This window comes from Streptomyces sp. JLBJ103 (genome assembly GCF_058215575.1).
The window spans coordinates 7,958,886-7,985,295 of sequence record NZ_CM177089.1; the positions used below are offsets into that span (position 1 = coordinate 7,958,886).

Annotated in this window: 26 protein-coding genes; 18 read left to right on the plus strand and 8 right to left on the minus strand. The window is 71.7% G+C overall.

Going from position 1 to position 26,410, the window contains the following annotated elements; genetic code table 11:
* Positions 1-6: 6 nt before the first annotated feature.
* Together AC4BEG_RS34075 and AC4BEG_RS34080 are read left to right on the plus strand one after the other, a co-directional pair.
* Positions 7-972 (plus strand): DMT family transporter, encoded by a 966-nt coding sequence (locus AC4BEG_RS34075; RefSeq protein ID WP_490703523.1) that lies wholly within the window; start codon positions 7-9, stop codon positions 970-972.
* Positions 969-1,709, plus strand: coding sequence for a polysaccharide deacetylase family protein (locus tag AC4BEG_RS34080; RefSeq protein ID WP_490703524.1), 741 nt, complete (start codon positions 969-971; stop codon positions 1,707-1,709). The genes AC4BEG_RS34075 and AC4BEG_RS34080 overlap by 4 nt, the downstream gene beginning before the upstream one ends.
* 41 nt (positions 1,710-1,750) lie before the next feature.
* On the opposite strand, the gene AC4BEG_RS34085 is transcribed toward AC4BEG_RS34080, so the two are convergent.
* Positions 1,751-3,217, minus strand: coding sequence for a class II fumarate hydratase (locus AC4BEG_RS34085; protein WP_490703525.1), 1,467 nt, complete (start codon positions 3,215-3,217; stop codon positions 1,751-1,753).
* Between the two features lie 205 nt (positions 3,218-3,422).
* On the opposite strand from AC4BEG_RS34085, the gene AC4BEG_RS34090 reads away from it, so the two are divergent.
* On the plus strand, positions 3,423-4,115 hold the full coding sequence (locus AC4BEG_RS34090; protein ID WP_490703526.1) for a GNAT family N-acetyltransferase: 693 nt from the start codon (positions 3,423-3,425) through the stop codon (positions 4,113-4,115).
* A 68-nt stretch (positions 4,116-4,183) separates the two neighbouring features.
* Here the strand turns inward: AC4BEG_RS34090 and AC4BEG_RS34095 are convergent, their stop codons facing one another.
* On the minus strand, positions 4,184-5,068 hold the full coding sequence (locus AC4BEG_RS34095) for a LysR family transcriptional regulator (protein WP_490703527.1): 885 nt from the start codon (positions 5,066-5,068) through the stop codon (positions 4,184-4,186).
* A gap of 88 nt (positions 5,069-5,156) precedes the next feature.
* Between AC4BEG_RS34095 and AC4BEG_RS34100 the strand changes: the two genes are divergently transcribed.
* The 9 genes from AC4BEG_RS34100 to AC4BEG_RS34140 all read left to right on the plus strand — a co-directional run bounded on the left by AC4BEG_RS34100 (position 5,157) and on the right by AC4BEG_RS34140 (position 12,858).
* A complete protein-coding gene (locus AC4BEG_RS34100) occupies positions 5,157-5,537 on the plus strand; it encodes a YybH family protein (protein WP_490703528.1) in 381 nt (126 codons plus the stop codon).
* Between the two features lie 391 nt (positions 5,538-5,928).
* A complete protein-coding gene (locus tag AC4BEG_RS34105) occupies positions 5,929-7,071 on the plus strand; it encodes an inorganic phosphate transporter (protein WP_490703529.1) in 1,143 nt (380 codons plus the stop codon).
* A 69-nt stretch (positions 7,072-7,140) separates the two neighbouring features.
* A complete protein-coding gene (locus tag AC4BEG_RS34110) occupies positions 7,141-7,395 on the plus strand; it encodes a hypothetical protein (RefSeq protein ID WP_490703530.1) in 255 nt (84 codons plus the stop codon).
* A 68-nt stretch (positions 7,396-7,463) separates the two neighbouring features.
* The gene (locus AC4BEG_RS34115; RefSeq protein ID WP_490703531.1) at positions 7,464-8,297 is read left to right on the plus strand and encodes a pentapeptide repeat-containing protein; all 834 of its coding nucleotides are present in this window, start codon (positions 7,464-7,466) and stop codon (positions 8,295-8,297) included.
* Between the two features lie 38 nt (positions 8,298-8,335).
* Positions 8,336-9,529 carry a damage-control phosphatase ARMT1 family protein gene (locus AC4BEG_RS34120; protein ID WP_490703532.1) on the plus strand — a complete coding sequence of 398 codons (1,194 nt, stop codon included), beginning with the start codon at positions 8,336-8,338 and terminating at the stop codon, positions 9,527-9,529.
* Between the two features lie 91 nt (positions 9,530-9,620).
* Positions 9,621-10,211: a GNAT family N-acetyltransferase gene (locus tag AC4BEG_RS34125; protein WP_490703533.1), complete on the plus strand. Its 591-nt coding sequence runs from the start codon at positions 9,621-9,623 to the stop codon at positions 10,209-10,211.
* A gap of 130 nt (positions 10,212-10,341) precedes the next feature.
* Entirely contained in the window at positions 10,342-11,043 is a 702-nt protein-coding gene (locus AC4BEG_RS34130) for a pentapeptide repeat-containing protein (protein ID WP_490703534.1), read from the plus strand.
* Positions 11,044-11,135: 92 nt separating this feature from the next.
* Positions 11,136-12,242 (plus strand): diaminopropionate ammonia-lyase, encoded by a 1,107-nt coding sequence (locus tag AC4BEG_RS34135; protein ID WP_490703535.1) that lies wholly within the window; start codon positions 11,136-11,138, stop codon positions 12,240-12,242.
* A gap of 172 nt (positions 12,243-12,414) precedes the next feature.
* A complete protein-coding gene (locus AC4BEG_RS34140; RefSeq protein ID WP_490703536.1) occupies positions 12,415-12,858 on the plus strand; it encodes a tautomerase family protein in 444 nt (147 codons plus the stop codon).
* Here the strand turns inward: AC4BEG_RS34140 and AC4BEG_RS34145 are convergent.
* On the minus strand, positions 12,855-13,361 hold the full coding sequence (locus AC4BEG_RS34145; RefSeq protein ID WP_490703537.1) for a mycothiol transferase: 507 nt from the start codon (positions 13,359-13,361) through the stop codon (positions 12,855-12,857). The genes AC4BEG_RS34140 and AC4BEG_RS34145 overlap by 4 nt on opposite strands.
* Positions 13,362-13,693: 332 nt before the next feature.
* Complete coding sequence (locus tag AC4BEG_RS34150) at positions 13,694-15,013, minus strand: glutamine synthetase family protein (protein WP_490707297.1); 1,320 nt, start codon at positions 15,011-15,013, stop codon at positions 13,694-13,696.
* A gap of 247 nt (positions 15,014-15,260) precedes the next feature.
* Between AC4BEG_RS34150 and AC4BEG_RS34155 the strand changes: the two genes are divergently transcribed.
* The 4 genes from AC4BEG_RS34155 to AC4BEG_RS34170 all read left to right on the plus strand — a co-directional run bounded on the left by AC4BEG_RS34155 (position 15,261) and on the right by AC4BEG_RS34170 (position 19,363).
* Complete coding sequence (locus tag AC4BEG_RS34155; protein ID WP_490703538.1) at positions 15,261-16,064, plus strand: acetoacetate decarboxylase family protein; 804 nt, start codon at positions 15,261-15,263, stop codon at positions 16,062-16,064.
* 69 nt (positions 16,065-16,133) lie between these two features.
* A complete protein-coding gene (locus tag AC4BEG_RS34160) occupies positions 16,134-17,609 on the plus strand; it encodes an aldehyde dehydrogenase (RefSeq protein ID WP_490703539.1) in 1,476 nt (491 codons plus the stop codon).
* Positions 17,602-18,522 carry a 3,4-dihydroxyphenylacetate 2,3-dioxygenase gene (locus AC4BEG_RS34165; RefSeq protein WP_490703540.1) on the plus strand — a complete coding sequence of 307 codons (921 nt, stop codon included), beginning with the start codon at positions 17,602-17,604 and terminating at the stop codon, positions 18,520-18,522. Before AC4BEG_RS34160 ends, AC4BEG_RS34165 begins: the two co-directional genes overlap by 8 nt.
* The gene (locus tag AC4BEG_RS34170) at positions 18,515-19,363 is read left to right on the plus strand and encodes a fumarylacetoacetate hydrolase family protein (protein WP_490703541.1); all 849 of its coding nucleotides are present in this window, start codon (positions 18,515-18,517) and stop codon (positions 19,361-19,363) included. Before AC4BEG_RS34165 ends, AC4BEG_RS34170 begins: the two co-directional genes overlap by 8 nt.
* Before the next feature lie 36 nt (positions 19,364-19,399).
* Here the strand turns inward: AC4BEG_RS34170 and AC4BEG_RS34175 are convergent, their stop codons facing one another.
* The 3 genes from AC4BEG_RS34175 to AC4BEG_RS34185 form a co-directional block, all read right to left on the minus strand.
* On the minus strand, positions 19,400-19,972 hold the full coding sequence (locus AC4BEG_RS34175) for a MarR family winged helix-turn-helix transcriptional regulator (RefSeq protein ID WP_490703542.1): 573 nt from the start codon (positions 19,970-19,972) through the stop codon (positions 19,400-19,402).
* A 116-nt stretch (positions 19,973-20,088) separates the two neighbouring features.
* Positions 20,089-21,084, minus strand: coding sequence for an ArsR/SmtB family transcription factor (locus AC4BEG_RS34180; protein ID WP_490703543.1), 996 nt, complete (start codon positions 21,082-21,084; stop codon positions 20,089-20,091).
* Between the two features lie 184 nt (positions 21,085-21,268).
* Entirely contained in the window at positions 21,269-23,320 is a 2,052-nt protein-coding gene (locus tag AC4BEG_RS34185) for a phosphocholine-specific phospholipase C (RefSeq protein WP_490703544.1), read from the minus strand.
* Positions 23,321-23,558: 238 nt separating this feature from the next.
* Here AC4BEG_RS34185 and AC4BEG_RS34190 point away from each other — a divergent pair, with 238 nt between their 5' ends.
* On the plus strand, positions 23,559-24,680 hold the full coding sequence (locus tag AC4BEG_RS34190) for a CapA family protein (RefSeq protein ID WP_490703545.1): 1,122 nt from the start codon (positions 23,559-23,561) through the stop codon (positions 24,678-24,680).
* 14 nt (positions 24,681-24,694) lie between these two features.
* On the plus strand, positions 24,695-25,324 hold the full coding sequence (locus AC4BEG_RS34195) for a class I SAM-dependent methyltransferase (RefSeq protein WP_490703546.1): 630 nt from the start codon (positions 24,695-24,697) through the stop codon (positions 25,322-25,324).
* 10 nt (positions 25,325-25,334) lie between these two features.
* On the opposite strand, the gene AC4BEG_RS34200 is transcribed toward AC4BEG_RS34195, so the two are convergent.
* On the minus strand, positions 25,335-26,354 hold the full coding sequence (locus tag AC4BEG_RS34200) for a lysylphosphatidylglycerol synthase transmembrane domain-containing protein (protein WP_490703547.1): 1,020 nt from the start codon (positions 26,352-26,354) through the stop codon (positions 25,335-25,337).
* Positions 26,355-26,410 lie beyond the last annotated feature (56 nt).

Genomic DNA, 26,410 nt, shown 5'->3' on the forward strand with positions numbered 1-26,410 from the left:
CACCCGGTGAACGTCCTGACCGTCCTGCTGGCCCTGCTGTCCGCGCTGGGCAACGGAGCGGCGTCGGTGCTCCAGCGGCGGGCCGCGATGGATCAGGAGCGGGAACAGCCGGGCGGACAGGGTCTCGGCCACGCCGTACGGCGGCTCGGCCGGCTGCTGTGCCGCCCCTACTGGCTGGCCGGGGGCGCGGCGATGGTGGTGTCGGCGGTGGCCCAGGTGGGTGCGCTGGCCGTGGGACGGCTCTCCGTCGTCCAGCCACTGCTCGTCAGCGAGCTGCTGTTCACGCTGGTGGTGGGCAGTCTGGTGTTCCGGCAGTACCCGGACGGCCGCACCTGGCTGGCGTTTGTGATGCTCGCCGCCGGTCTCGCGCTGTTCCTCCTCGCCGCCGACCCCTCGCATGGACAGGCCACGGCGCAGAACGGCCGCTGGCTCCCGGTGGGTGTGGCCGTGGCGCTCGCCGTGGCCGTCCTGGCCGTGGTGGCCCGTGCCCTGCACGGCGCCGCCCGCGCCGCCGTCCTCGGCTGCGCCACCGCCGCGTGTTTCGCCTGCACCGCGGCCCTGATCAAGGAGTTCACCGGCCGGTTCGCCGGCGGAGTGGCCGCGGTGTTCACCAGCTGGCCGCTCTACGCCGTGTGCGTGGTCGGGCTGCTGAGTTTCCTGCTGTTGCAGAGCACCCTGCGCGCGGGCACCCTGGCGGCTTCGCAGCCCGCGCTCACCCTCGGCGACGCGCTGGTGAGCATCGTGCTGGGCTGGGTGCTGTTCGGTGAACGGGTCGAACTGGGGCTGCGCATCCTGCCGGAGGCCATCGGTGTCGCCCTGATGGCCGTGGGGATCGTCGGGCTGACCCGCTCGCCCGCCATGGCGGGCGGCTGGGACACCGACGCACCCGCGGGGCCGGAACCGTCCGCCGCCCCGACGGCGGACATCCCCGGGTGGCGGGACGGTCCCGGGGAGCGGGGGAGGACCTCATGAACGTCCGTCACCGGCCCCGGGCGATGGTGCGGAACACGGCGCTGCTGGTGGCCGCCGCCCACGCCGTCCCGACCGGTACCTGGCTGGCGGGGCCGCGGCGGGCCCTGTTCCCCGGGCTCGCGGGCTCCGGCCGCTCCGACCATGTGGCCCTCACCTTCGACGACGGCCCCGATCCCCGGTCCACCCCGCGTTTCCTCGACGTCCTCGACGAACTGGCGGTACGGGCCACCTTCTTCGTCCTGGGCGACAGTGTGGTGCGCTATCCGCGGACCACGCTCGACATCGCCCGCCGCGGCCATGAACTCGCCGTCCACGGCTGGACCCACAGCCGCCCGTGGCTGCCCACGGTGGCCCGGGACGTCCGTGAGGTCGCCCAGGCCGCCCGCGCCGTGCGGATGGCCACCGGCTCGGTGCCGCTGTGGTACCGGCCGCCGTACGGCATTCTGACCGGCGGCCGCTGGCTCGCGGCGCTCCGGGCCGGTCTCCGGCCGGTGCTGTGGTCGGCCTGGGGGCGCGACTGGTCCGCGGACGCCACGCCCCGCTCGGTGCTCGCCGCCGTACGGCGCGATCTGCGCGGCGGCGCCACCGTGCTGCTGCACGACTCCGACCGGGCCGCAGCGGCGGGCTGTTGGCGCGCCACGCTGGCGGCGCTGCCCGCGCTGGTGGCCGAATGCCGGGCGAACGGCCTGGGGGTCGGGCCGCTGGCCGACCACGGACCGCCCGGATCCATCCGGTGAGCCGGGCCCCCGGGTTCATCCGGTGAGCCGGGTCTCCGGGCTTATTCGGTGAGCCGGGCCATCTTCCGGGGGTCGACGATACGGTCGAAGTCCTCGGCGCCGATATGGCCGCTGGCGATGGCGGCCTCGCGCAGCGTGGTTCCCTCGTCGGCCGCCATGTGCGCGATCTGGCTCGCCCTGTCGTAGCCGAGCTCCGGGCAGAGCGCGGTGACCAGCATCAGGGAACGCGCCACCTGGTCGTCGATCCGCTCACGGTTCAGCTCCGCGCCCTCGACGCAGTGGACCCGCAGTTTCTCGCAGGCGTCGGCGAGGGTCCGGGCGGAGTGCAGCACGTTGTTGATGACGAGCGGTCGCATCGTGTTGAGCTCGAAATTGCCCTGGCCGCCCGCCAGGGCCACGCTGCTGTCCTCCGCCAGCACCTGGGCGCACACCATCATCATCGCCTCGCACTGGGTGGGGTTCACCTTGCCGGGCATGATGGAACTCCCGGGTTCGTTGGGCGGCAGGATCAGCTCCCCGATACCGCAGCGGGGGCCGGACGCCATCCAGCGGATGTCATTGGCGATCTTCATCAGTGGAACGGCCAGGGCCCGGAGCCCCGCGGACGCGGCCACCATGGCGTCCAGACTGCCCTGGGCCGCGAAGGAGTTGACCGCAACCCGGAACGGATGTCCGGTCGCCTGTGCGAGCTCCCGGGCGACCGCTGCTCCGAAGCCCTCGGGCGCGTTGAGGCCGGTGCCCACCGCGGTGCCGCCGATGGCCAGCTGGTACAGGCCGGGCAGGGTGGCGCGCAGCCCCTCGATGGCGTCGGACAGCTGGGCCGCGTAGCCGGACCACTCCTGCCCCACGGAGAGCGGGACCGCGTCCTGGAGATGGGTGCGGCCGGTCTTGACCACGTCGTACCAGGCGCGGGACTTGGCGGCGATGGCCTCTTGAAGCAGGCTCACCCGGGGCAGCACATGGTCGTGCAGGGAGCGCACGGTGGCGAGGTGCATGGCCGTGGGGAAGGTGTCGTTGGACGACTGGCACATGTTGACGTGGTCGTTGGGGTGCACCGGGTCCTTCGACCCCAGCACACCGCCGACCAACTGGATCGCACGGTTGGCGATGACCTCGTTGACGTTCATATTGACCTGGGTGCCGGATCCGCTCTGCCACACATGGAGCGGGAAGTGGTCGTCCAGCGCGCCCGAGACCACCTCGTCGGCGACATGGGCGATCAGATCGGCCTGCCAGCCCGCCAGCCGCCCCTCACGGCCGTTGACCAGCGCGGCCGCCTTCTTGATGGAGCCGTAGGCGTGGTGGACGGCCCTGGGCATCAGGTCCTCGCCGATCGAGAAGTGGACCAGCGCCCGCTGGGTCTGGGCACCCCAGTACCGGTCGGCGGGCACCTCGATCGTCCCCAGAGCGTCCGACTCGCGGCGGCGGCCGGTGGCGTCGATACGCGTGGGCAGGTCCCGCACCTGTGGGACGCCCTCCCCGCCCTGGGGCTCGGGGCGCTTGGTCATCGCCGCAGCCCACCCATACGCACACACCCCGCATCACAGAGATCCACCTCCCCCTGCCAGTGTCGCCCCGCACCGGCCGGGCCGCATCCGGCCCGTACGGCGCCGGGTCAGGGGGGCGATTCTGGAATTCCCCGCGCTGCGCCGCCACAGCCATGTAATGTGTGCTGGGTGCAATTACCTATTACATCCGGGGGATGGTGTGGCGATGTATCAGATGGCGGCCGACCGTGTGGATGCCGGGCCGGCGGACCCGGAGTTGGTGCGGGCCTGGGTCGAGGGCTGGGTCATCTCGCGACTGGCGTCACCGCCGGAGCGGACCTCGTACGGGTTTGTCTTCGATGTGGGCACGCAGCCCCGTCAGGTGACCCGCCATGTCCTGCCCGACGCGAACGAAACGCTGGTACGCGAGCTCACCAGCACCCTCACGGCCCCCGGCACCTGGCTGAAGACGCTGCTTCCGCGGGAGGTCGTCGGACCATGGATGGCGCCCGGCTGGGACTTCGACACTCCGGGCTTCCTGATGTCGACACCGCTGGCCCCGGTGTCCGCACCGGTGCCCGACGGCTATCGCATGCGCACCTGGACACGGGGCGGTCTCACCCGGGTGCTGGTGGTCACCGCCGACGGCACCTTCGCCGCCCGTGGCCAGGTGGCGGTTCCGCCGAGCGCCGACACCGCGGTGGTCGACCAGATCGAGACCGCCACGGACCAACGCCGCAAGGGCCTTGGCAGCCTCGTCATGCGCACCTTGGCCAATGAGGCCCTCGCGGCGGGCGCGCGGTCCGCGGTGCTCGGGGCTACGATCGAGGGGCGGGCGCTGTACGAGTCGCTGGGGTGGCGTACCGACGCCCCGCTCACCGGCCTCATCCTCAACCCCTCGGCCGCACCGAAGGTCTGATTTTCGGTCAGTGCGGTCGCATCCGGGATGAGTTGGGTTGGCCATCCGTGATGAGTTGGCCGGGGTGTCTACGCCCCGGCCACCGTCTCGCGTGCGCGGGCGATCAGAGCACGTCCGGCCGGACCGCTCGGGCCGCCCGCCCGCCAGGCGAAGGCCAGCCGTCCGCGCAGCGCGGGCGGGTCGATGGCGACGGTCCGCAGCCGGTCCGCCCGCGACTCGGCGAACGCGCGGGGCAGGATGGCCGCGCCGAGTCCACGCTCGGCGAGCTGGGCCAGCACTTCGGGGTCGCTGGCCTCGAAGGCGATATGCGGGGTGAAACCGGCCGCGGCGCACGCCTCGTTCAGCCGGGTGCGCAGCCCGGTGCCGTACGGCAGGCTGATCAGCGCGCGCCCGCGCAGAGTGTCCAGGGAGATGGCCGAGTGGACGGCCAGTTCGTGGTCGTGGCTCACCGCGGCGACGATCGGCTGGTCGGTGATCACTGCCATCTCCAGACCGGCCGGGGTCGTGGGACCCACGCTGACGATCGCCGCGTCCAGCCGGCCGTTGCGCAGTCCGTCGACGAGCTCGTCGGACGTGGCCTCGGTCAGGGTGATCTCCACTGCCGGATGGGCGTCGTGGAACTCCGCCAGCAGCCCCGGCAGATCGACACTGTGCGAGGTCACGGTGCCCACCGCCACATGCCCCCGCAGCAGTCCGGTCAGCTCGTCGACGGCGAGCCGGGCGCCCTCCACGGCGGCCAGCGCGGCCCGTGCGTAGGGGAGGACCGCCGCGCCCACCTCCGTGAGCCGCACCGAGCGGCCGGAACGGTCCAGCAGCTCCTGTCCGAGCTCCCGCTCCAGTCGCCGGATCTGCGCGCTGACCCCGGGCTGCGCCACATGGACCCGCTCCGCGGCCCGGGTGAAGTTCCGCTCCTCGGCCACCGCCACGAAGTAGGCGAGCTGTCGCAGTTCCATAACCAATGATTCTAGCAAGCAGATCAACTATCTCTTGGACTTCTGGTGGCGGCCGAACGAGAGTGGAGGCAGACGAAAGGAGCCGATCATGACCGAGACCCGTGAACGCGCCACCACCCCCGAGGACCTGGCCCGGCTGTTCGTGGAGCGGGCCAACGCCGGGGACGCCGAGGGTCTGGCCGAGCTGTACGCGCCGGACGCGGTGCTCGCGTATCCGCCGGGGTCCGCGACCGTCGGCCGGGACGCCATCCGCGCGGTGTGCGAGCGGATGCTCGAGCACACCACCGAGCCCTTCCAGCTGGAGGAGGCGTTGCCGACCGTCCGCTACGGAGACCTCGCCCTCACCTCGACCCGCCCCGCCGACAACACCGGTGGCCGGGTGCAGGTGGCCCGGCGCCTGCCGGACGGCACCTGGCTGCGGATCATGGACCGCCCCGAGGTCCGTTCCCCGGACCGGGGCGAGGGTTGACCGTCCTCATCGCCGGGGCCGGGACCGGCGGCGGTCCGTGAGCGACTGGAGGTGCGGAACGCGTCCGCACCTCCAAGGTGATCGTGCGCGACGGCGATGTGGAACCGGTCGCGTATCCGGTCGGGCGCGACCGCATCAACGGGTCGGCCAGGTGCGGATGTCCCCGCCCGTGCCGCCGGCCGGGGACGTGCCCTGGAACCGCGCGGGCTGGGTCGCCGGGGGCGCCTTGCGGGAGCTCAACACCCGCCTCTCCCCGAGCCCGACGCGTCGCTGGGAGCGGCCTCGGGGCCGCGCTCCGCACCGCGTGGCGGCCGTCCGGCTCCGCGCTTAGCGTGGAATCAGACAGTGGTCTTCGCCTGGACGGTCCGGCGCGTGAGTGTGGGAGGTCCGAGTGGAATCTGTCACCTTCCTTCTCGTCGCTGTGATTCTCACCGCGCTCGCCTTCGACTTCACCAACGGCTTCCACGACACCGCCAACTCCATGGCCACCTCCATCGCCACCGGGGCGCTGACCCCCCGGGTCGCCGTGGCCGTGGCCGGACTCCTCAACCTCGCCGGGGCGTTCCTGTCCACCGAGGTGGCCAAGACGATTTCCAACGGCATCGTCGACGATGCCAAGGTCTCCCCGGTGATGATCTTCGCGGGGCTGGTCGGGGCGATCCTGTGGAATCTCATCACCTGGCTCGCCGGACTGCCCTCCAGCTCCTCGCACGCCCTCTTCGGCGGGCTGATCGGCGCGGTGTGGGTGGGGTCGGGCGGTTCGGCGGTGCGGTTCGACGCCATCGCTGAGAAGGTTGTGCTTCCGGCGCTCGCGTCCCCGGTGGTGGCCTGTCTGGTCGCCGTACTCGCGACCTACCTCGCCTACGTGATCACCCGGCGGGTGTCCGGCCGCACGGTGCGCAAGGGCTTCCGCGCCGGACAGGTGGGCTCGGCCTCCCTGGTGGCCCTCGCCCACGGCACCAATGACGCGCAGAAGACGATGGGGGTCATCACCCTCACCCTCATCTCCGGCGGTGCGCTCAGCCATGGCGCCGGCCCGCCGTGGTGGGTGGTGCTCAGCGCCGGTCTCGCGATCTCGCTGGGCACCTATGCCGGTGGCTGGCGGATCATCCGCACCATGGGGAGGGGGCTGACCGATATCCAGCCGCCCCAGGGTTTCGCGGCCGAGACCAGCGCGACCGCGGTCATCCTCTCCTCCTCGCATCTGGGCTTCGCGCTGTCGACCACCCAGGTCTGCACCGGCAGCATTCTGGGTGCCGGGCTTGGCCGCAAGCTGGCCCATGTGCGCTGGGGGGTGGCCGGGCGGATCGCCGCGTCCTGGCTGCTCACCCTGCCCGCGGCGGCGGCCGTGGGAGGCACCGCCGCCTGGGTCGCCGGCCGGGGCACCGCGGGGGTGGCGCTGGTGGCGAGCGTGGCCGTGGCGGCGGCAGCGGGTTTCTACGCACTCTCCCGCCGTCGGCCGGTCAACCCGGACAACGTCAATGAGCTGCCCGTTCCCGGCGCCGCCGAGAGCGTGGCGCGCTCGGCCGCCTGACACCGGCGAGAGGAGACCGGACGGATCGCGGACGACAGGGACACCGGGTGACGGGAGGAGCCTGACGGGATGGACATCGAATGGGGCAGCCTTGGCGGGGTCCTCGGAGTGAGTCTGGGGATCACCGTGGTGGTGGTCGTCATGTTTTCGCTCGGTATCGCCGCGTGGAGCCGTGCCGAGGCGTACGGCGAACGCTCCGGCGCCACCCGCCGCGGTGTCCTGCACCGCGGCTCCGGCACGGTGGCCGCGGCCACCGCCGTGGTGTGTTTCGCCGCCTGCCTGGCGGTAGCCGCTTATGGAATCGACCTGATCATTCCCGACTGAGACAATGGGCCCTTGTGCCCAGCGTCACCCAACCCGTGGCGCACTGCGGAAACGGGAGATCACACACGGTGTCACACCAGCCCGAAGCCCCCTCCGGCGAGGTGGACCGCCTCGACCTGCGGGCCGACTGCGGCAGCTGCTTCGCGCTCTGCTGTGTCGCGCTGCCCTTCGCCGCCTCGACGGACTTCGCGTTCACCAAGGACGCGGGGCGGCCCTGCCGCAATCTGCGGGAGGACTTCCGCTGCGGTGTCCATGCCCGGCTGCGGGAGAAGGGCTTCTCCGGCTGCACGGTCTTCGACTGCTTCGGCGCCGGACAGAAGGTCTCCCGCCACACCTTCGCCGGGCGCGACTGGCGCCGCCACCCGCACACCGCCGCCGATATGTTCGCGGTGTTCCCGGTGATGCGTGTGCTCCACGAACTGCTGTGGTACCTGACCGAGTCCCTGACGCTTCCCGCCGCCCGGCCCCTCCACACCGAGCTGCGCGCGGCGCTGCACGAGACGGAACGGCTCACCCGCGGCAGTGCCGATGAGTTGCGGCGGCTGGACGTCGCGGCCCACCGGGAGAAGGTCAGCGGGCTGCTGCTGCGCACCAGCGAGCGGGTACGGGCCACGGTCCCCGGAAAGAAGAAGAACCGCAGGGGAGCAGATCTCATCGGAGCCCGGCTCCGCGGTGCCGATCTGCGTGGCGCCAATCTCCGCGGGGCGCTGCTCATCGCGACCGACCTCACCCGGGCCGATCTGAGCGCCGCCGATCTGATCGGCGCCGACCTCCGCGACGCCGAGCTGAGCGGAGCGGATCTCACCGGCGCCCTCTTCCTCACCCAGGCCCAGCTCAACGCGGCACGGGGCGACGCCGCCACCCGGGTGCCCGGCGCGCTCACCCGCCCCGCGCACTGGTAGCGCCGCGTCCCCGGGCACGGTGTGGAATCCTGACTGCCATGCCCGACGCATCCGACGCGCCCGAGATTCTGAGCGACGCGCCCGGATCGTTCGCCCGGAGTGTGCTCGCCGAGCGGCATCCGGCGCTCATCGAGAAGGTCCGCGCCGCCTTCCCCTACGGCCCCGAACAGCACCGTGCGCTGGACACCCTGCACCAGGAGTGCACCGAGGGTGTCATCGCGCCGCTCCCCGCCACCGCGTACGACCACGACCGATGGCAGGAGTGGGGGCGGGAGCACTTCGGCCGGTCATGGTTCGATGTGCCCTTCCTGTGGGCCGAGAGCTACTTCTACCGTCAGCTCCTCGAAGCCGTCGGTTACTTCGGGCCCGGCCCCTGGCAGGGCATCGATCCGTTCCGCCCCTTCAAACACGCCGAACTGCACACCCCCGAGGCGGCCGAAGAACTGGCCGCGCTCGAGGCCGTGCTGCGCTCATCCGCCGAGCGTCAGGCGAACGCACTGGTGCACGGCTCGCTCTGGGGCAACCGCGCGGACCTCGGCTTCCGGCTCTCCACCACGGGTGACGCGGCGGATGCCGCCGACGCGCCGCCCCTTGTGGCGGACGCCACCGAGGCCCTGTGGTCACTGCTGCCCGGCGGCTCCCCGGCCACCGTGTATCTGGTGGCGGACAACGCCGGGCGGGAACTGCTGCCCGACCTCGTCCTCCTCGACCATCTGCTGTACCACGGCCGCGCCGACCGGGCCGTGCTGGCGGTGAAGCCGTATCCGTACTACGTCTCCGATGCCACCACCGCCGATGTCCTCGACTGTCTGCGCCGTCTGACCCGGGCCCAGGGAGCCGTCGCCGATGTCGGCAGCCGACTGTGGTCGGCGATGGGCAACGGGCAACTCACCATCGGTGCCCATGACTTCTTCCGCGCTCCGCTGCCCTACGCCGCCATGCCCGGCAGTCTGCGGCGTGCATTCGCCTCGGCCACGGTGACCGTCATGAAGGGCGACCTCAACTACCGCCGCCTGGTGGGCGACCGGCTGTGGCCGCCGACCACGCCCTTCACCGCATGCACCGCGTACTTCCCCGGCCCGGTGGCCGCACTGCGCACCCTGAAGTCCGATGTGATCGTGGGCCTCGACGAACCCACCGTGGCCGCGCTCGACACCGCGTACCCGGAGGGCTGGCGCACCACCGGCACCCATGCACTGATCCAGGTCGATCCCGGTCCGCGCCGACGGTGAAACGCCACCGGCGCGGTACCGGACCCATCGGGGAGCGGGCGGATCGCGAAATCCCGTGGCGAACGGCCCGCCCCTCGCGCATCATCCACGGATGACCTCGTTGCCCTCCGGCCCGACGGCCGACTTCGCCACCAAACCCGTCCTCGTCGGCGAGAAGGTGCGCTTGCGCCCGTTCACCGAAGAGGACGCGCCGGAGATGGCCGTCATCCTCGAGGACGAGGAAGTCCGCACGTTCACCGGCGAGGCGAGCGCCCCCGCCTTCGAGGAACGGCGCCTGCGGGAGTGGTACGGAAGCCGCGGTGCGCAGACGGACCGGCTGGACCTGGCGGTCGTCGACCGGGCGAACGGCGCGCTGGTGGGCGAGGTGGTGCTCTACGAATGGGACGAGCCCAACCGCAGCTGCGCGTTCCGCGCGTTGCTCGGCCCGCGGGGGCGCGACCGGGGGCTTGGCACCGAGGCCACCCGGCTGATCGTCGCCCACGGTTTCGAGCGGCTCGGGCTGCACCGCATCTCGCTGGGCGTCTTCGCCTTCAACCCCCGCGCCCGTCGCGCGTACGAGAAGGTCGGCTTCGTCGCCGAAGGGGTGGAGCGCGAGGCGCTGCGGTACGAGGGCGCGTGGATCGACGCCGTGATGATGTCCGTGCTGGACCGGGAGTGGGCGGCACACCGCGGCCATCCGTAACCGGAATGCCAGGGCGGGGAGAGGACCCCGCACCCGGCCGGACCGCGCACGGTGGCGCGGCCCGTACCCCCATGATGGAAGCCGCACACACGTGAAGCCCCGCGTCCCGCTGTCCGGAGGAGAAGTTCCCATGCCGTCCCCTCGCCGGCTCGCCGATCTGCCGTACGCACGCCATCTGCGCGCGTACGACGGGCCCCTCACCGACGAGGGTGACTACGACACCGTCCATCTGGACGGCGCCGACTTCGACGGAGCGGAGGGTGGCAACGCCCGGTTCCTCGAGTGCGCGTTCTCCTCCGTGAACTTCACCGCGGGGCGCTTGCGCGGCGCCCGGTTCAACGACGTCTGGCTGGACGGAGTGCGCTGGGTCGGCACCGACCTGGCGGAGACGGACTGGCTGGACGCCGAGCTCATCGGCTGTGTGCTCGCCGGTCTGGAGACGTTCGGCGCGAAGCTGCACCGGGTCACCTTCCACCGCTGCAAGCTCGAGTCGGTCAACCTCCGCACCGCCACCCTGCGGGAGGTCACCTTCGCCGACTGTCTGCTGCGGGACGTCGACTTCAGCGGGGCCGCGCTGACACGGGCGGAGTTCCCGGGCTCGGCGCTGGAGGGCGTGCGGTTCGCCGGGGCCCGGATGGACGGTGCCGATCTGCGGGACGCCACCCGGCTGGAGATCACCGACGGCCATGACGCGCTGCGCGGGTCGGTGATCACCGGCGCGCAGTTGCTGGAACTCGCCCCGATGTTCGCCGATGTGCTCGGGGTGAGGGTGGCGGACACCGGAACCGTCGCGTCGCGCCGTACGCCGGACCGGCGCAGCGGACGACGCTGATGGCCGACCCGGGGGTGGGCTGCGATGGACACCCCGGGGCCAGGTGCTGGACCGGGGACAGGGGCGGACGGCACGGTGGTGGGGTGCACCCCATGCCTTCTCCCGCTCAGCCTCCCGCCAGGTGGTTCGCCCGGCCCGCCGCCCGGACCTGGAGGTGTGCGCCTGCCCCGGACGGCGTGCGCCGCTTCCACGCCGCGTGGTCCGGCTACGCGCCCACTCCGCTGTCCGAACATCCCGCGCTCGCCGCAGAGTTGGGCGTCGGCCGGGTGTTCGTCAAGGACGAGTCGTCCCGCCTCGGGCTGCCCGCGTTCAAGGCGCTCGGCGCGTCCTGGGCGGTCCACCGGGTCCTGTCGGGGCGGTCGCCGGACGCTCCCGTACGGCTGGTGACCGCGACCGACGGCAACCACGGCCGTGCCGTGGCCCGGATGGCGCGGTTGAACGGACGGCCCACCCATGTCTTCGTCCCCCGCGGTGTGCACCCCGACGCGGTGGCCGCGATCGAGGCCGAGGGCGCGCGGGTGACCCGGGTGGACGGGCCGTACGACACGGCGGTACGGCGCGCGGCCGAGGCCGCGGAGCGCCCTCCGGCCGTACTGGTCCAGGACACCGCCTGGCCCGGCTACGAGGAGATCCCGGGCTGGATCGTCGAGGGATACGCCACCCTGTTCCACGAGATCGATGAGCAACTGCACAGCGCGGGCGTCGAGTTGCCGGATCTGCTCGCCGTTCCGGTGGGGGTGGGCTCGCTCGCCCAGGCCGCCGTCACCCACTACCGGAGCCGCCCCACCGGACCCGCTCCCGCTCTGCTGGCCGTGGAGCCGGTGGCCGCGGCATGTGTGCTGGCGAGCCTGGTGCGCGGGGAGCCGGTCGCCGTGGAAACCGGCGAGACCACCATGGCGGGCCTGAACTGCGGCACGCCCTCCAGCCTCGCCTGGCCGGTGCTGCGCGACGGGCTGGACGCCGCTGTGGCCATCACCGATGCCGACAGCGCCCGTGCCTCCCGCGACCTCGCCGCCCTCGGTATCTCCTCGGGGCCGTGCGGCGCCGCCTCGCTGGCCGGGGTGCGCGCCGCTCTCACCGGGCAGGGCGCCGACGACCGCCGTGGTGCGCTCGGACTCGGGCCGGCGGCCACCCTCGTGCTGCTGAGCACCGAGGGCACGGCGGCCAATCCCGCCACGGCACCGGCCACCACGCCCTGAGACTTCCGGTGCGCGCGCAACCGCCGACGGTGTCGCGGCGGCCGGTCAGCGGGTCATCAGCCAGGGCTGACCACATCGGCGATGCCCGAACAACTGTGAAGTGTTGTACCTACTAGTATGTACAGTCGGTCGCAATGGCCGTGATCGGCGATCGACGAAGGAGAGCTCCGCCATGCCCCTGGTCCGTATCGACGCGTTGAGGGCCGACAGCGAGCGGCTGGACGCGCTCGGCCGCGCCGTGCACGACGCCCTCGTGGAGACGATCGGCTTTCCGCCCGACGACCGGTTCCAGATCCTGACCGGACACGACGGCACCAGCGGCACCCTGCGCTACGACGACTATCTGGGTGTGCGCCGCGACGACGGCATCGTGTTCATCGCCATCACCATGCGCTCCGGGCGGCCGCCCGAGCGGAAGCGGGCGCTGTACCGGCGGATCGCGGAGCTGGCAGAGGAGTACGCGGAGACCGAGCCGCGCAATGTGTTCATCACGGTCACTGAGAACGAGTCGATCGACTGGTCCTTCGGCCACGGGATCGCCCAGTACGCCGTCTCGTCGGAGGAAACCGACTCGTTGGAGGACGAGTCGGAGGACACCGCGAGCGGCGCGTCCTAACGCCGCCGCAGCGCCCCGCGGACGAAGGCCGCCTGTCCGGCGTGTTGCAGATCGTCCGCGATAACGCTGACCAGCCGGACGCCGAGGGTCACCGCCGGGGTCCACGCCTCGTCCACGATGCGGTCGAAGTCGGTGTTACGGAGCCCCCGTACATACGCGAGCGTGTTCTCGTGGACGGCGTCGTAGTACCCGGTGAGCAGCGAGGCATCCGCCCGGACCGCCGCCACGTCCTTGCCGCGGTGGCCGTAGCCGGTGGCCGCCGGTGGGAACCGCAGTCCGAACCGCTCGTACCAGCCGTCGGCCGTCCAGAGCTGCTCGGTGCCCGCGGCATCGGCGACATGGTCGTCCTGAATGCGGGTCAGATGCCACACCAGCCAGGCGATGGAATTGGCCCCGGCGTCGAGCCGTTCGGTCAGCTCGTCCTCGCCGAGGCCGTCCACGGCCATGTGTACGGCCTCGGACACCCGGTCGAAGGCGTCGGCCAGCAGATCTGCGCTCCTCATGCGGGGCTCCTTCGTCGCTCGGCGGGTGTTCGGTCGCTCGGCCGCTCGGCCCGCGAACCATCGTTGCACCCCGGGGCGGCGGACCCGTGGGCTCAGACCGGTGGCACGAGGGTGAAAAACCGGGCGAGTACCGCACGGTCCCCGGTCACCGAGGCGAGCCGGTGCGAGGGCAAGTCCGCGGACACCTCCTGGACGAAGTCGAAGCGTCGAGGTCGGTCAGGTCCACCTCGTCGAGGGGGAGAGGTTCGGGCACTCCGGTGGGAGCGGTGGCGGGGGAGGTCACACTGACTCCTTCGCGGTCGGGGCCGTCCGCGGCCGGCTCGTCGCGGCTGTCAGAGGTGGTAGGCGTACTCGGCGAACTCCCAGTCGGTGACGTGGCGTTCGAAGCGCTGGACCTCATTGCGTTTGTAGGCGAGGAAGGACGCGGTGAAGTCCTTGCCGAGGACACCGGTCAGCGCCTCGTCGGCCTCCAGGGCATCCAGTGCGGCTCCCAGCGTCCGCGGCAGGATCGGGGACTTCTCGGGGCCGTAGCCGTAGCCCTCGAGCGGGGCGGGTGGCTCCGTGGCGTCCTGGACACCGAGCAGCGCGGCGGCGCACACGGACGCGATGGCGAGGTAGGGATTGGCCCCCGCGTCGCCGAGGCGCAGTTCGAGGCGGGTGCCCGCGCCGCGCTCGGGCGGTATCCGGACCATGGCGCTGCGGTTGTCCAGGCCCCAGTCGATGAGCCAGGGGGCGAGGGTGTCGGGGCCGAAGCGCTTGTAAGAGTTGACGGTCGGGTTGTGCAGCGCGGCCAGCGCCGGGGCGTGGGCGAGGATGCCCGCGATGGCGTGGCGCGCGGTGTCGGAGAGACCGAAGGGGGCCGCGGGGTCCGTGAAGGCGTTGCGACCCTCGGGGGTGTCGCAGGACAGATGGAGATGGAAGCCCGAGCCGTTCGCGTCATTGCGCGGTTTGGCCATAAAGGTGGCCAACTTGCCTTCCTTGCGGGCCAGTTCCTTGACGGCGGACTTGAAGCGGAAGGCGCGGTCGGCGGCGTCCAGACCGGCGGAGTGGGTCAGATTGATCTCGTACTGCCCACCGTCGAATTCGTGGTTGCCGGTGACCACACCGATGTTGAGGTCGCGCAGCAACCGCAGGGTGCGCAGCAGATGGTTGCCCGGGTCGGCGCACAGCCCCGCGGTGTACACGGCGCCGGGGACCTCCGAGTGGCGGCGCCAGCCCGAGGGGGCGGCCGGGTCCGGCTCCAGCAGGAAGTACTCCAGCTCGGGGCCGACGACTGGATGCAGCCCGGCGTCCGCGCAGTTGGCGAGAACGGAGCGGAGCAGATCGCGCGGTGACTCGGGAGCCGGGGCGCCGGTGGTGGGATCGGCGGTGTCACCGAGACACCAGGCGACCCCGGGCTCCCAGGGCAGGGTGACCAGGGTGTCCAGATCGGGGGTGACGACCACATCGGGCATCCCCGCGTCGAGTCCGCCGGAGACCGGGACCGTATCTCCCTGCGGGCTGGTGTGGTAGACGGCGCGGCAGAAGGCCAGCCCGTGTGCGCAGGAGGTGGGCAGATGTTCCAGCAGGACATCGCGGGACCGGTCGATCCCGATGAGATCGGGGAAGGACACCCGGACCACATCGATGCCCTCGGCGGCGAGCCGGTCCATGTGCCGGCGGACGTGCGCGGGGTCATGGGCGGTCACCGATGCCTCCTCGGGCGGGTCGGATGCCTCAGGGCGTTCATTTGATCCCAAACGGTATGGAGGGAGGTCTCGCCCCGCAAGGGGGTTGGGCCTCATATTTGTCCATCCGGGCGGGCATTGACCAGGATTCGATGGCTGCCTATCTTGTTTGAAGTCAAACGAATAACGGGGTCGCCGTCCCCACTCCCGCCACTGTCTGAGGAGCGAGACCATGTCCGGCCTCCGCGGCTACTTCCACCCCAAGACGGCGACCGGCGCGTCGTCCCTCATCCCCTCCCCGCCCTGGCACTACTCCGGCGATCTGCTCACCGTCGAGTACCGCACCGACCCCGCGCGGGTGCGGGAACTGCTGCCCGGACCACTGGAGCTCGCCGAGGAGGACCCCGGCGCGGTCGCGTTGATCTGGGCCGACTGGCAGTCGTGCTCCGCCACGAAGGAAGAGTTGCTGGACCCGGTGCGCGCCCAGTACAAGGAGGTGTTCGCGGTGGTCCGTTGCGCCTACCGCGGACAGACCTACTCGCGCTGTGTCTACATCTGGGTCGACAAGGACTTCGCCATCGCCCGCGGACTGCACCAGGGCTATCCCAAGAAGCTGGGCTCGGTGCACCTCACCCGCCCCCACCCCTACGGCCCGGCCCCCCGGATCGCCCCCGGCGCCCGCTTCGGTGCCACCCTGGCCGCCGCGGACCGCCGACTGGCCCAGGCGGTGCTGACCCTGCGCGAACCCTCGGAGACCGGGGGCTTTGTCAACGGCCACCCCATGGCCCACCACCGCTGGCTCCCCTCCATCGAGAAGGGCAAGGGGCTGGCCCTGGACGAGCTGATCGCCTCCGGCGCGGCCGAGTTCGAGGCCGGGCCGGCATGGCGGGGCGACGCCGAACTGGAGCTCTTCGAGGCGCCCACCGAGGAGCTGGCCCGGCTGGAGATCCGCGAACCGATCGCCGCGTACCACCGCCAGGTCGGCGTCGTCTGGGACGGCGGCCGACTGCTGGAGTCCGGCACCTCGGGCGCCTAAGCGCTCCACCACCCCGCCGTACCCCGCCCCGGGCCACCCGATTCCACCCCCCGTCACACGGAGCGCAGGATGACCCACCGGACCACCGTTGCCGGAATCCCCGTCGACACCCGGCACTGGATCGGCGGCCGGCGCGTCGCCTCCCCGGACACCTTCACCGATGTCTCACCGATCGACGACACCCCCCTTGCCGAGATCGCCCGCGGAGGTGCCACCGAGGCGGAGGCCGCCGTGGCCGCCGCCCGCGACGCCTTCCCCGCCTGGGCCGCGACCCCGCGCGCCGAGCGGGCCCGGGTGCTGCACGCCATCGCCGACGGTGTCGAGAAGCGGCTCGAGGACCTCGCGGCCGTCGAAACCGCCGACAACGGCGCGCTGCTGCGCTCCCACCGCCGTGGGGTGATGCCGCGGGTCGCCCACAACTTCCGCTTCTTCGCCGACTGGCTGCTCACACTGGACCGCGAGCACGAGGACTTCACCACCTGCGGCCACACCAACCACATCACCTGGGACCCAGCCGGACCCTGCGCCCTCATCACCCCGTGGAACGCGCCGCTGATGCTGGCCACCTGGAAGGTCGCCCCGGCCCTCGCCGCGGGGAACACCGTGGTCCTCAAACCCGCCGAGTGGTCCCCGCTGACCGCGTCCCTGCTCGCCGACATCGCCGCCGAGGCCGGTCTGCCGCCCGGGGTGCTCAACGTCCTCCAGGGCCACGGCGCCGAGGCGGGCGGCGCCCTGGTCTCCCACCCCGGGGTACGCCGCATCAGCTTCACCGGCTCGGTGCCCACGGCCGGGTGGATCGCCCGAGCCGCCGCCGACCATCTCACCCCGCTCAGCCTGGAACTCGGTGGCAAGTCGCCGCTGCTGGTGTTCGCCGACGCCGATCTCGACCTGGCCGTGGACCTGGCGGTGGAGCAGTACGACAACGCCGGGCAGGTGTGTCTGGCCGCCACCCGGCTGCTCGTCGAGACCTCCGTGGCCGAGGAGTTCACCCGACGGTTCACCGCGAAGGCCGCCGCACTGGTCCAGGGCGATCCGCGCGACGAGGCCACCGACCTCGGCCCCGTCATCCACGCCCGCCAGCTGGAGAGGATCGACGGCTTTGTGCGCCGCGCCCTGGACGCGGGAGCGCGCGCGGTCGTCGGCGGCGGCCCCCACACCGGCCTCGGTGGTCTCCACTACCGGCCGACCCTGCTCACCGATGTCGCCCAGGACTCCGAGATCGTCCAGGAGGAGGTGTTCGGGCCGGTGCTCACCCTCCAGACCTTCGACACCGAGGACGAAGCCGTCACCTTCGCCAACGACACCCGGTTCGGCCTCGCCGCCACCCTCGCCACCGGCGACCGCGAACGCGCCGAACGGGTGGCCGACCGGCTCGTCGCGGGCACCGTCTGGGTCAACTGTTTCTTCGTCCGCGACCTCCAGGCCCCCTTCGGCGGCTCCCGCAGCTCCGGTATCGGCCGCGAAGGCGGCACCTGGAGCTTCGACTTCTACTGCGACCTGAAGAACACCGTCACGGCCCCGGAGGGATGGCGGAGCCATGGGTGAGATCGCCGGGGCGGGGCTGCTCGCCCATGTGCCGACCATCGTGCTCCCGAAGGAGGACCGGCTGCGGCTGAACGAGGGCCGAGAGATCACCCTCGTCACCGGGCTCGAGCGGCTCCGCCGTGAGGTGTTCAAGCGCGACATCTACGACACGGTGGTGGTCCTCGACTCTCATTGGGCCACCACCGTGGAGTTCGTGGTGACCGCCCAGCCGCGCCGCGCAGGGCTGTTCACCTCCGAGGAACTGCCGCGCGGGATGTGCCGGATGCCTTACGACTTCCCCGGCGACGCCGAACTCGCCTACAACGTGGCCAGGTTCGCCGAGAAGCACGGCACCTGGATCACCGCCATCGACGACCCGTATCTGCCCGTCCACTACGCCACCATCAATCTGTGGACGTTCCTGGGCGCGGGCCTCCCCGGCAAACGCTGGGTGTCCATCGGCGTCTGCCAGACCGGCGACATGGAGGACCATCTGCGGCTCGGCCGGGCCCTGGCCGACGGCATCGCCGCCACTCCCGGCCGCCGGGTCCTGCTCATCGCCTCCGGCGCGCTCTCGCACACCTTCTGGCCGCTGCGTGAACTGCGCGACCACGAGTCCAGCGACCCCGCGCACATCTTCACCCCCGAGGCCCGCGCCGCCGACGAGCAGCGCATCGCATGGTTCACGGAGGGCCGCCACGAGGAAGTGCTGCGCACCATGCCGGAGTTCCTGGCCCACAAGCCCGAGGCCCGCTTCTCCCACTACCTGATGATGGCCGGGGCCCTCGGCGGGGCGGAGTGCACCGCCACCGCCCGCCAGTACGGCGGCTACGAGAACTCCGTCGGCACCGGTCAGGCCCATCTCTGGTTCGACCGGCCCACCGCCGGCTGGACCGCGCCCCGCACCCTGACACAGGAGTCCGCCCATGCCTGAGTACCGCCGTATCCTCCTCGACGGCGCCGCTGTCCAGGCCGTCCGCGACGGCGAGGAGCTGGTCGCCGGGGACGGCCGGCGGGTCAAGGCCGAGGAGGCACACCATCTGCCGCCCGTGATGCCCACCAAGGTGATCGCCGTCCACCTCAACCACCGCAGCCGCGCGGCGGAGTTCCAGATCGCGCCGGCCGCTGCCCCCACCTACTTCCACAAACCCAGTTCGGCGCTCAACGCCCACCGGGGCGCCGTGGTCCGTCCCGAGGGCTGCAAGTGGCTCAACTACGAGGGTGAGGTGGCTATCGTCATCGGCCGGACCTGCCGCAATGTGTCCCCGGACGAGGCGGGCGGGTACATCGCCGGATACACCGTGGCCAACGACTACGGGCTGCACGACTTCCGGGACACCGACGCCGGATCCATGCTGCGGGTCAAGGGCTCGGACACGCTCTGCCCGCTCGGCCCGGGGCTGGTCACCGACTGGGACTTCCGCGGCAAGTATCTGCGCACCTATGTCAACGGGCTGATGGTGCAGAACGGTTGCACCGACGAGATGGAGTGGGACATGCACTACCTCGTGGCCGACATCGCCCGCACCATCACCCTCCACCCCGGCGATGTGCTGCTCTCCGGCACCCCGGCCGGCTCCCGCCCGGTGCGGCCAGGCGATGTGGTCGAGGTCGAGGTGGAGGGACTTGGCAGGCTCAGCAACCACATCGTGGCCGGGCCCACCCCGATCCGTACCGATGTCGGAGCCCAGCCCACTCAGTCGGAGGAGGTGCTGTCCACCGCCCTCGGCGGCGACTGGGAGTACCGCGGCATCCGCCCGCCGCGCCGTGGCTGACGCCCGCGAGCGCCGCTGATCGTGCCCGGACCGGGCCTACGCCTTCGGACGGCGTCCGCTGCGGCGCGGGGCCGGTTCGGCGCCGTCCAGGAGGGCGAGCCTGCGCTCCTCGCCGTGTGTTTCGACCTGGAGCACCACCCGGCGCAGCGCCTCCGCGGTGCGCAGACACTCCTCGTCGGACAACTGCCCGGCGACGAACGCCTCCTCCTCGTTGAACTCCGGGAAGACCCGGCGCATCAGCGCCTCGCCCTCCTCGGTGAGGCTCAGCAGCACCAGCCTGCCGTCGCTGGGGTGGCCGGAGCGCCGGATCAGACCGCGGGACTCCAGCGTGCGGGCGACTCCGGTGAGCGTGCCCTTGGAGATGCCCGCCTCCTCCGCCACGTTGCGGGTCTCCGACTCGCCCCAGATCCACACCACCCAGAGCACCACGAAGGCCGTCCAGGTCAGATCGCAGCCGCGCAGCACCGAGTTCTCCAGATGCTGTCGCACCGCCGACGCGGCCCGGTAGATGTTGGACACCATGGCCATCTGCTCACGGCGGACCGGAATGCCGCCGAGCTTGGCCGCGACCAGCTTCTCGGTGTCGGTAATGGATCGGTGGCCGGACACGGGCGGGCTCCTCACATCGGCTGCGAACGCTGACGCGACGGCGAACCGGCGGTTCCATCGTTCGAGGTCGAATCTACCGTGCCAGGGGTGAGCGCGGATGGTGCGGGCCCGCTCGTTCACCGCCCCGGTTCGGTCAGTGTCAGCGGCACGGTCCCGCGGTACAGCAGCTGGCTGCCGAGCGGAGTGAGCGAGTGCACCACCGTATTGCCCATCCGCTTGCTGGTGAGCAGTCCGGCGTTGCGCAGCACCGTGGCGTGCTGGCTGGCCGAGGAGACGAGGATGCCCACACGCCGGGCGAGTTCACCGGTCGTACAGCTCCCCTCGGCCGCCTCCAGCACGGCGCCCCGGGTCGGCCCCAGCAGCTTGGCCAGCGAGGGGCGGCCCTGGGCCGCGGGGCCCTCGTCGAGCAGCCGGTGCTGTACCGGATACACCAGCACCGGTGTCCGGTCCTGGTGCAGCAGGGTGATGCTGGTGCGCCGGCAGAAGAACGAGGGGATGAGCAGCAGTCCGCGGCCGCCGAGCCGCAGATCGCGGTCGACGGGGTAGTCCGCCTCCAGCACCGGCCGCCGCCAGCGCAGACACAGCGGCAGCGCGGACAGCAGCGCCTCGGTGCCACCGCTGAGCATCGGTGTGGACATCCGTAACCGCTCATGGTCGACCTGGGCCCGGATGCGCTCCCAGTACGGGGCGATGGCGACCTCGTGGTACGCCTCGACGGCGCGTCCGAGCAGCGCCAGCGCATCGCCGTCGCCCTCGGCCAGCGAACGTGCCCACGGGGGCAGCCGCCGCCCTCCGGCGAGCAGTGTGAGATCGCGCCGCAGCTGGGCCCACGGAGTGCTCAGCACCGCGTCGAGACCTTCGTCCGCGTCGTACAGCGGGGCCGCCGGGGTGAGAAAGTCCGGAAAATAGCCCCTTGCCGGCACCAGGGCGGTCAACAGACCGGTCGAGCGGGGCAGTTTGGGGCCGACCGACCGCCGCCACTGCGCGGGGACCAGCCCCCCGTTCTGCTGCCGGAGACTGTGCAGACTCAGCATGGTCTCCCACATCGCGACCGGTCCCGCGGCCACGTGGGTGAGTCCCAGATCCTGACCGGTGAAATGAATGCGTAGCACAGCGCCCCCGTGTGTCCACCGCCTGCTTCCTTTACCTCCGTATCACGTTCAGGCCAGGGGCCGTAACGGGTCGTGCGACGACACGTCGTGTTTCAGTCTTGAATGAAATACCGGTGTACGCACACGAGTCCGCCCGGCGGAAGCCGCCGGGCGGACGCGCGCGGAAGTGCGCCGGGCGCGGAGGTCAGCCCGCGGACAGCGCGGGGTCGCTGGTTCCCGCCCTGCCCGTCTCGACGTGGCCGGACAGCCGTCGCAGATAGCCGCTGTCCGCGTCGGAGGTCACCGACACGTCGTACCACTGGTGGCTGCGCCCGGTGTCCACGGTGTGCACGGTCCGGCCACCCGGCCGGAGCCGGTACTCGGCCGTCTTCTGGTGGCGGTAGCCGTCGGTGACGGTCAGCCGCACGGTCTTGTCGCCCTGGTTGGTCAGGGTCAGCTCGACATCGCCGGTCGCCCGGTCATGACGGGCCGTCACCTCCGGACCGCGGCCGGTGATGTGTCCGGTGAAGTGGCGGACGAAGCCGCCCGGCCCGTGCACCTCGACGTCGTAGGTGTCCTTGTCCGCGGCGGCCCGCCAGGTGCCGGACAGCTGCTTGCCCGCCTCGACGGTGTAGCCCCACGGCCCGTCGGGGTGGCTCGCGGAGGTGACGTGGAAGTGCGCGCCGGCCTTGCCGCGGTTGGCGAAGTCCAGCCGCAGGCTGCCGTCCGCCACGGTGGCGTTGGCGGACAGGTCGTACGGCAGCGGCCGGGCGCGCCGCAGACCGGACTCCTGACGGGGCAGGGAGCCCTGGGCCGGGGGCGTGGGCACATAGTCCGGGTGCCGCTCGTTGTCCGGCGGCAGATAGCCGTCGGTGTCCGGCAGCGACGGGACCTTGGTGTCGGTGCGCGAGAAGTCGAACGCCGCCGTCAGATCCCCGGACACCGCGCGCCGCCACGGCGAGATATTCGGCTCCTCGACGTCGAAGCGCTCCTCCATGAGGCGGATGATCGAGGTGTGGTCCAGCGTCTGGGAGCACACATAGCCGCCGGTGCTCCACGGCGACACCACCAGCATCGGCACTCGCTGGCCCAGGCCGTAGGGGCCCGCGGCGAACTTCGCGGAGCCCGGGTAGAGCTCTTCGGTGGTGTCCACGGTCGAGGCGCCGCGGTCCTTGGCGGGCGCGTACGCCGGGACCACGTGGTCGAAGAAGCCGTCGTTCTCGTCGTAGGTGATGAGCAGCGCGGTCTTGCTCCAGACCTCGGGGTTGGAGGTCAGCGCGTCCAGGACCTGGGCGATGTACCAGGCGCCGTAGTTGGCGGGCCAGTTGGGGTGCTCGGTGAAGGCCTCGGGCGCCGCGATCCAGGATATCTGGGGCAGCTTCCCGTCCCGCACGTCCGCCCGCAGGATGTCGAAGAAGCCGTCGCCGTTCTTGGCGTTGGTGCCGGTGCGGGCCTTGTCGTAGAGCGGGTCGCCGGGCTTGGCGTTGCGGTACTGGTTGAAGAACAGCAGCGAGTTGTCGCCGTAGTTGCCCCGGTAGGCGTCGTCGATCCAGCCCCAGCCGCCGTTGGCGTCCAGCCCGTCGCCGATGTCCTGGTAGACCTTCCAGGAGACCCCGGCCTTCTCCAGCCGCTCGGGGTAGGTGGTCCAGCCGTAGCCGAGCTCGGCGTTGTCCAGGACCGGACCGCCGCCCTTGCCGTCGTTGCCGGTGTAACCGGTGTACAAGTAGTAGCGGTTGGGGTCGGTGGAGCCCATGAACGAGCAGTGGTACGCGTCGCAGATGGTGAACGCGTCGGCCAGCGCGTAGTGGAACGGGATGTCCTTGCGGGTCAGGTACGCCATGGTGGTGGCGGACTTGGCAGGAACCCACTTGTCGTAGGCGCCGTTGTTGAACGCGGCGTGGGTATCGGGCCAGCCGTGCGGGAGGTCCTGGAGGAACTGGAGCCCCAGGTCGTCCACCTCGGGCCGGAACGGCAGGATTTCCTTGCTGCCGTCGGACTGGTGCCAGACCGGCTTGCCGCTGGGCAGCCGCACCGGATGCGGATCGCCGAACCCGCGCACCCCGTTCAGAGTTCCGAAGTAGTGATCGAAGGAACGATTCTCCTGCATAAGCACCACGATGTGCTCAATGTCCCGCAGACTGCCGGTGCGACGGTTCGCCGGAATCGAGGCGGCGCGGGCGATGCTGGTGGACAGCAGGGACAGGGTCGCGCTGGTACCGGCCAGTTGCATGAATCTGCGACGGTCGATGGAGGTCATATCGGTCCGGTCTCCTGTGGTGTGCGAGGCGGGGGAAGCAACCGGGGCAGTCTGTTCCGGTCTGACCGCTCGGCACAACGGCCAGGAGGAGAATCGGCGGGAAAGGCTCAGTAAACCTTGGTCATTTGCGCCGCGAGAGCTGTCATCCTTACTGTTTGTCCTTACTGGTTGTCCGCGCCCCGCGAGGGCCGTCGGTGGGCGACAGGCGTCCCGGTGGCCGAGGCAGTACGTTGAAACCATGGACGGCGACGCCTTGACGCTCTTCCTCTGCGGCGATGTGATGCTCGCCCGCGGCGTCGACCAGATCCTGCCGCACCCCGGCGACCCGGAGCTGCGGGAGCCGTACATCCGTGACTCCCGTGCCTATGTCGGGCTGGCCGAGGAGCGGAACGGCCCGATTCCGCGACCGGTCGACTTCATCTGGCCGTGGGGCGACGCGCTGGCGGTACTGGACGAGGCCGCGCCCGATGCCCGGGTGCTGAACCTGGAGACCAGCGTCACAGCCGGTGGTGAATACGCACTCGGCAAGGAGCTCCACTACCGCATGAACCCGGCCAACCTCCCCTGCCTGGCCGCGGCCCGGCCCGATGTATGCGTCCTGGCCAACAACCATGTCCTCGACAGCGGCCCGCACGGCCTCGAGGACACCCTCGACGCGCTTGCCGGGGCCGGGCTCCGGGTGGCCGGAGCCGGACGGAACATCACCGCCGCCCGGCGCCCCGCTGTCGTCCCGGCCGGGGAGAACCGGCGGATCCTGGTCTTCGCCTTCGGTACCCCCTCCAGCGGAATCCCGTACCGCTGGGCCGCCACCGACGACCGCCCCGGGGTTGACTTCGTGCCCGAGCTGACGGACGCCGGCGCCGCCGCGATCGCGGCCCGGGTGTGCGGGATCAAGCGGCCCGGCGATATCGCGGTCGCCTCGATCCACTGGGGCGGCAACTGGGGCTACGAGATCCCCCCGGACCAGGTCAGCTTCGCCCACGCACTGATCGACGGCGGGCTCGACCTCGTCCACGGCCACTCCTCCCACCACCCCCGTCCGGCCGAGGTGTACCGCGGCAAGCTGATCCTCTACGGCTGCGGCGACCTCATCGACGACTACGAGGGCATCACCGGCTATGAGCGGTACCGGGACGATCTGCGGCTGCTCCACCTGGTCCGCGTGGCGGCCGGCAGCGGACGCCTGGTCGACCTGCGTATGGTGCCCCTCCAGTCGCGGCGGATGCGGCTGTGCCACGCCACGCGCCGGGACGCGGATTGGCTCGGCAGCACCCTCGACCGGGTGAGCTCCCGCCTCGGCACCCGCGTGGACGTCGCACACGACGCGCCGTACGACGTCCTGACCCTCCGGCACGGATGAGCGAGGAGGCGGCCATGTCCCGCGACAAGCCCCCCGAAGAACACCCGGAGCCCGCCCACCGTCTGCTGGACGAGGCCTTCGGCCGTCCGCGCGGCCCCCTGGGCACCGTGGGCGGCGTGGTGATGGCACGACTCAACGCCTCGCAGGAGCGCTGGGCCGTGGACCGGGCGGCGCTGCGCCCCGGCGAAAGGGTGCTGGTCGTCGGGCCCGGTCCGGGCGTCGGACTGGCACCGGCGGTGGCCGCCGTGGAACCGGGCGGCCGGGTCATCGCCGTCGACCCGTCGGCCACCATGCGCCGGATGGCGATCCGGCGCTGTGCGACCCGGATCGCGGCGGGCACGCTCGACGTCCGCGACGGCACCGCGGAACGCACCGGATGCCCGGACGCCGCGGTGGACGCCGTGCTGTCCGTCAACAACGTCATGCACTGGGACCGCCCGGCCGGATTCCGTGAACTGCTGCGGGTGCTGCGCCCCGGCGGACGGATGGTGCTCACCGTGCACCGCCATGTGCTCGGTATTCCGCCCGAGCGCCTGGTGACCGAGGCGACCCGGGCCGGATTCGGCGGTGTCGAGCTCACCCTGCGCGAACGCCGCGTGCTCGGCCCCGCCGTACAGCTGCTGATGCACCACCCCGGCAGCTGAACCGAGGGCGTCAGAGGATCTTCGCGCGCACCAGGGCGCCCAGCACCAGCGCACCCGGCAGCAGCGGCAGCCACAGCGTGATGAAGCGGTAGGCCAGCACGGTGGACGTGGCGGCCTCGACCGGTGCGCCCGCCGCGACCAGCGCGATGACCAGTGCGGCGTCCACCGAACCGATACCACCGGGGGAGGGGACCAGAGAGGCCACCGCCGTGGCGGCCAGATACGCCAGCATCACATGCGCCGACCGCACCTCCAGCTCCAGCGCGAGCGCCACCGCCACCAGCCCCGCCGCCTGGAGCAGCGGAAAGGCCAGCGAACCGCCCCACAGGGCCAGCGCCCGGGACGGCCGCTTGTGCAGCGACCTCGCGTCGGACAGCGCGGTCCCCAGGAACGTCCGGGCCAGTCGGCGCACCGGGCGGATCAGCAGCGCCCCCGCCACCAGGGCAACCGCCCCGGACGCCACCACCGCCACCACCACGGCGCCGGACCGGTCGGGCAGTATCGGGCCCAGCCGCAGCGCCTCGGGGAAGGCGAGGAACAGCACGGCCAGCAGACCGACCCGGGTCACCCCCTCGGCGAGGAAGTACAGCGCGAGCGCGGCCGAGGAACGGGCGGTCGTCAGGCCGCAGCCGGTCATGAAGCGGATGTTCACCGCGCTGGCGCCGATCCCCGACGGCAGCAGGTGGTTGGCGGCGCCCGCCGCGAACTGGGTGGCGAACAGCCGCCGCGCCGGGAGCCGTTCCAGCACCGTGCCCTGCCGGGCGAACGACACCGCCACCCAGCCGAACCCGGTCGTCGCCACCGCCACCAGCAGCCACCAGGGATCGGCGGTCAGCATCTGACGGGCGCCGGAGCCGATCAGCGACCGGTGCTGGAGCACCCACACGGCGACGGCGGCCAGCGGCAGCAGACACAGGATCCGGCGCACCGGAACCCGGCGGTACACGGGGCGGCGTGCCGGCTGCGGCACCGGGTGGGGCGGTGCCTGCGGCAGTGTCTGCGGCAGTGCCCGCGACATCGTTTGCGACATGGGCCGCGACCTCGCTTCCGGCTTGGGTCCGGACATCTCTGATCCTGGAGTACGGT